The sequence below is a fragment of the Streptomyces sp. NPDC050610 genome (genome assembly GCF_040654875.1).
Taxonomy (GTDB): Bacteria; Actinomycetota; Actinomycetes; order Streptomycetales; family Streptomycetaceae; genus Streptomyces.
The window spans coordinates 1-6283 of sequence record NZ_JBFAIV010000080.1; the positions used below are offsets into that span (position 1 = coordinate 1).

1 protein-coding gene is annotated in these 6283 nt (G+C 72.0%); it reads right to left on the reverse strand.

Annotation, left to right across the window (positions count from 1 at the left end):
* On the reverse strand, positions 1-6260 hold a 6260-nt coding region (locus tag AB0I22_RS39445; protein ID WP_363135861.1), incomplete at its 3' end, for an amino acid adenylation domain-containing protein.
* Positions 6261-6283: the final 23 nt, after the last annotated feature.

The following is a 6283-nucleotide window of genomic DNA, read 5'->3' on the forward strand; positions in this document are numbered from 1 at the left end:
AGCACGACCGCCACGAACCGCTCCGCACCCACACCACGCTCCACCAGCACCCGCGCCAGACGGTTCACCCGAGCGTTCAACTCGGCGTAGGTGAGCGTGACATGACCGTCCATTACCGCGACGGCGTCCGGCGCGCTCGCGGCCTGCGCCTCGAAGAGGTCGGGCAGCAGCGCGTCCGGGATCTCGCGGTCCGTGTCGTTCCACTCCACCAGCTCCCGCCGGCGGTCGGCGGCGTCCAGCACGTCGATGCGGCCGACCGGGCTGTCGGGGGCGGCGGCGACCGCCTCCAGTACGCGCACGAACCGGTCGGCGAGGGTCTGGGCGGTCTCCTGGTCGAACAGGTCGGCGCTGTACTCGACCTCGCCCCTGATCCCGGCCGCCTCGCCCTCGTCGCCGCGCAGGTCCGCGAGGGCGAAGCGCAGGTCGAAGCGGACCACGCCGGTGCGCACCGAGTGCCCGTCCACGGCCAGGTCGGGGAGCTGGGTGGTCGACTGCACGGCCTGGTGCCCGGCGTTGTGCCAGGCGATCAGGGTCTGGAAGAGGGGGTGCCGGGTGATGGAGCGGGCCGGGTTGAGGACCTCGACCAGCCGCTCGAACGGCACGTCCTGGTGCGCGTACGCCGCCAGGTCCGCCTCGCGCACGCGGCCCACCAGATCACGGAAGGAGGGGTCTCCGGAAACGTCGGTGCGCAGCACGAGCGTGTTGACGAAGAACCCGACCAGGTCCTCCAGCGCGTCGTCCGTACGGCCCGCGATGGGCGTGCCCAGCGGGATGTCGTCCGATCCGGTCAGCTTCGCCAGCAGGGCCGCGAGGGCGGCCTGCACCACCATGAACAGGCTCGCGTGGTTCTCCTGGGCCAGCGTCTCCAGGCGCTGATGCAGAGCGGCGGGCAGGTCGAAGCGGACCATGCCGCCCCGGTGCGATCCCTCGGCCGGCCGGGGCCGGTCGGTGGGGAGCCGGAGCTCCTGCGGGAGGTCGGCGAGGGTGTCCTGCCAGTAGGCGAGCTGCTGGGAGAGCACGCTCTCCGGGTCGCTCTCGGAGCCGAGGACCTCGCGCTGCCACAGCGTGTAGTCCGCGTACTGCGCGGGCAGCGGCGCCCAGTCCGGGGCCCGGCCCTGGGAGCGTGCGGCGTAGGCGACGGTGAGGTCGCGGACGAGGAGCGGCATCGACCAGCCGCCGTCGCCCGCGCTGTGGTGCATGAGCAGCAGCAGTACGTGCTCGTCGGGACCGGTGCCGAACAGCCAGGCGCGCAGCGGGATTTCGGCGGAGATGTCGAAGCTGTAGCGGCCCGCTTCGTCGATCCGCGCCTCCAGCTCGCTCTCGGTCGCGACCTCGGCGTACGTGATGCCGGTCCGTACGGCGGGGTCCTCGGCGGCCAGGATGATCTGGTGGCCGCCTTGGGAGTCCTCGGCGAAGACCGTGCGCAGGCTCTCGTGCCGCGTCACGACGTCGGCGAGCGACGAGCGCAGGGCCTCGCGGTCGAGGGCGCCGGTGAGGCGGAGGGCCGCGGGGACGTTGTATGTGGAGCTGGGGCCCTCGAACTGGTTGAGGAACCACAGGCGTTGCTGCGCGAAGGACAGCGGGACGCGCTCGGGGCGCGGCCGGGCGGTGAGGGCGGTACGGGCGCCGCCCGCGCCGCGCAGCACGTCGGCGAGGCCCGCGATGGTCGGCGTCTCGAAGAGCCGGCTGATGGCCAGTTCGACGCCGAAGGTGGAGCGGATGCGGCCGACGAGCCGCATGGCGGCGAGCGAGTGGCCGCCGCGCTTGAAGAAGTCCTCGTCGATGGAGGACGGCTGGACGCCGAGTACCTCGGCGAAGAGGCCGGCGAGTATCTCTTCCTGCGGGGTGCGCGGTGCGCGTCCGGCGCTCTCGATGCCGTACTCGGGGGCGGGCAGCGCCGTGCGGTCCAGCTTCCCGTTCGGCGTGAGCGGCAGCGCCTCCAGCGTCACGAACGCCGACGGCACCATGTAATCGGGCAGTGACGCGCCGATGTGCCTGCGCAGCGCCCCCGCCTCGGGGGCCGCGCCCTCGGCCGGCACGGCATACGCGACGAGCCGCTTGTCGCCGGGGAGGTCCTCGCGGACCACTACCGTGCCGCGCGCCACCGACGGGTGCGCGGCGAGCGCCGCCTCGATCTCGCCGAGTTCGATACGGAAGCCGCGGACCTTGACCTGGAAGTCGGTACGGCCGATGTACTCCAGCATGCCCTGGGGGTTCCACCGCACCAGGTCACCCGTCCGGTACATACGAGCACCGGCGCGGCCGTACGGGTCGGCCACGAACCGCTCCGCCGACAGGTCCGGACGCCGGTGGTAGCCGCGGGCCAGGCCGTCGCCCGCGATGTACAGCTCACCCGCCACACCAGGCGCGACCGGACGCAGCCCGGCGTCCAGCACGTACACCTGCGTATTGCCGATCGGCCGCCCGATCGACACCGCACCGGAAGCCTCCACCTCCGACGCCGTCGACCAGATCGTGGTCTCCGTCGGACCGTAGAGGTTCGTCACCGACCGGCCTGCACTCGCGAGCGCACTCGCCAGATCGCCCGGCAGCGCCTCGCCGCCGACCAGCACCCGTACGCCCGACAGCTCGACGCCGGACTCGACCAGCGCGTGCCACAGGCTTGGGGTCGCCTGCATCGCCGTGGCACCGGAGCGCTGTACGAGCGCCGCGAGACCCGGCAGGTCCTTGACGGTCTCACGCGAGGCGAGGACCAGCCCGGCGCCGTTGAGGAGCGGGAGGTACAGCTCCAGGCCCGCGATGTCGAAGCCCACCGTGGTGACCGCCAACAACCGGTCTGTTTCGTTGAGTTCGAACCGCTCCTGCATCGAGGACAGGAAGTTCACCAGCGCCGAACCCGGCACCACGACACCCTTCGGGCGGCCCGTCGAACCCGAGGTGTAGATGGCGTACGCCGCCTGCGAGGGCAGCGCGGGCACATCGAGGTTCGCGGCGGAGTACCCGTCGAGGAACAGCGTCCGGAGCTCGTCCTCGGTCAGCGTCAGGACCGGCCGCGCGTCCTCCAGCATGTACGCGACGCGGTCCTGCGGGAACTCCGGGTCCACCGGTACGTACGCCGCACCCGTCTTGAGCACCGCCAGCAGCGCCACCACCAGGTCCGCGGAGCGCGGCAGCAGCACGGCCACGAACCGCTCGGGGCCCGCGCCCCGGTCGGCCAGGTGCCGGGCGAGGCGGTTGGCACGGGCGTTGAGCTGTGCGTACGACAGCTCCGCGCCCTCGAACACCAACGCCGTCGCGTCGGGCGTCCGCGCCGCCTGCGCCTCGAAGAGCTCCGCGACCGTCGCGTCGGGCACGTCGCGCGCGGTGTCGTTCCACTCCACCAGCACGCGCCGCCGCTCGTCGGCGGCGAGGACGTCGAGCCGCCCAAGCGGGGCTTCGGGCGCGGCGGCGACCGCCTCCAGCACGCGGACGAACCGCTCGGCGATCCCCTCGGCCGTGGCCCGGTCGAAGAGGTCGGCGCTGTACTCGATGACGCCATCGAGGCCGGAGGGCGCGCCGTCGGCGTCGAGCTGCTCGGCGAGGTTGAACGCGAGGTCGAACTTGGCGACCCCAGTGCTCACCCGGCGGCCCTCGACGGCCAGGCCCGGCAGCCCGTCCGCCGCGTCGGCCGAGGCGTGCTGGTCGTTGTTGTTGAAGGCCAGCAGCGTCTGGAAGAGCGGGTGCCGCGAGAGCGAGCGGGCCGGGTTGAGTACCTCGACCAGCCGCTCGAACGGCACGTCCTGGTGCGCGTACGCCGCCAGGTCCGCCTCGCGCACGCGGCCCACCAGATCACGGAAGGAGGGGTCTCCGGAGACGTCGGTGCGCAGTACGAGCGTGTTGACGAAGAACCCGACCAGGTCCTCCAGCGCGTCGTCCGTGCGGCCCGCGATGGGCGTGCCGATCGGGATGTCGTCGCCCGCGCCGAGCTTGGACAGCAGGGTCGCGAGGGCCGCCTGCACCACCATGAACACGCTCGCCTGGTTGGCGCGCGCGAGGGCGGCGAGCCGCCCGTGGAGCTCGGCGGGGATCTCCAGGGGGACCTCGTCGCCCCGGTAGGTGGCCTTCGCCGGGCGCGGCCGGTCCGTCGGCAGCTCCAGCTCCTCCGGCAGGCCGGCGAGCGCGCCCCGCCAGTGCGCGAGCTGCCGCGAGACGGGGCTGTCGGCGTCGTCCTCCCCGCCGAGCAGTTCGCGCTGCCACAGGGCGTAGTCGGCGTACTGGACCGGCAGCGGCGACCAGCGCGGGGAGCGTCCGGTGCGGCGCGCGTTGTAGGCGCCGGCGAGGTCGCGTACGAGCAGCGGCATCGACCAGCCGTCGCTGGCGATGTGGTGCACGAGGAGAAGCAGCGCGTGTTCCCGAGGGTTCACCTCGAACAGCCAGGCCCGGATGGGGATTTCGGTCGCGAGGTCGAATCCGTGCCGGGCCGCGGCGTCGAGCCGTTCCTGGAGCCCGTCCTCGCTGACGGACTCGATCTCGAACGTCGGCCGGGCGGCTTCCGCGCCCGGGTCCAGGATCAGTTGGTACCCGCCGTCGGCGTCCTCGGGGAAGAGGGTGCGCAGGCTCTCGTGGCGGGCGACCACGTCGCGCAGCGCGGCCCGCAGCGCCTGCTGGTCCAGTTCGCCGGTCAGCCGCAGGGCGGCGGGGAGGTTGTAGGTCGCGCTGGGGCCTTCGAGCTCGCCGAGGAACAGCAGCCGCTGCTGTGCGAAGGAGAGGGGCAGCCGGTCGGGGCGCTCCATGGGCACGACGGCGGCCCGCGCGCTGCCGACAGCTCCGAGGGCCGCGGAGAGAGCGGCGACGGTCGGGGTCTCGAAGAGCTGACGGATCGCCATCTCCACGCCGAGCGTCGAACGGGCCCTGCTGACCAGCCGGATGGCGAGCAGCGAATGCCCGCCCAGCTCGAAGAAGTCCTCATCGATGCCGACCCGCGCCACGCCCAGGATCTCGGCGAACAGCCCGCAGAGGATCTCCTCGCGCGGGGAGCGCGGTCCTCGCGTGGCGGGGGCGAGTCCGGCGTATGCCTGCTGGGTGCCGTAGTCGGGCGCGGGCAGGGCCTTGCGGTCCAGCTTCCCGTTCGGCGTCAGCGGCAGCGCGTCGAGGGCGACGAACGCGGAGGGAACCATGTAGTCGGGGAGCGAAGCGGCCAGGTGTGCGTGGAGTTCGGCGGAGCTGGGCGCCGCGTCGGCCGAGCCGTTGGGCACGACGTAGGCGGCGAGGCGCTTGTCGCCCGGCTCGTCCTCTCGCACGACCACGGCAGCACGCGACAGCGACGGATGCCCCGCCAACGCGGCCTCGATCTCGCCCAGTTCGATACGGAAACCGCGCAGCTTCACCTGATCATCCGCACGCCCCACATACTCGATGTCACCATCGGCACGACGACGCACCACATCCCCCGTGCGATACATCCGCCCACCGACCCGACCGAACGGGTCCGCGACGAACCGCTCCGCCGTCAACCCCGCCCGCCCGTGATAACCACGCGCCAGGACCACGCCCGCCACATACAGCTCACCCGGAACACCCACCGGCACCGGCTGCAACGACGAATCCAGCACATACGCACGGGTATTGGCGAACGGACGACCGACCGGAACCGGACCCAACGGAGTCGGCTCCCCGGGCGCGAGCCGGTACTCCAGGCAGTTCACCGTCGCCTCGGTCGGACCGTACGCATTGAAGACCGTCACATCCGGATGCGCCGCACGCCAACCGTCCAACACCTCACCGACCAGAGCCTCACCACCCAGAATCAGCGTCCCGGACGGCGACACCCCCTCCGGCAGCGCCTCCAGAATCGACAGATGACTCGGCGTGCCCTTCATAAAGGTCGGACGCGGACCCTCAACGGCCCCCTCATCCAACTCCGCCAACCGCACACACCCACCACTGACCAACGGCGTATACAGCGCGGTCACCGTCAGGTCGAACGCCAGCGGCGAGTGCACCAGCGACACACCCGCCACCGCATCCCCATACACCTCACGCGCCCGCACCAGATACGCACCCAGCGAGCGGTGCTCCACCACCACACCCTTCGGCACACCCGTCGAACCCGACGTATAGATCATGTACGCGGCGTGGGACTGCGCGGGGGCGTGCCCAAGGTTCTCGTCGGATACGCCGTCGAGCGCGAGGAATCCGACTTCCTCCTCGGTGAGGGTCAGGACCGGCCGGGAGTCGGCCAGCATGTGGGCGATGCGCTCGTCCGGGTACTCCGGGTCGACCGGCACGTACGCGCCGCCCGCCTTCAGCACCGCCAGCATCGCCACCACATTCTCCGCCGACC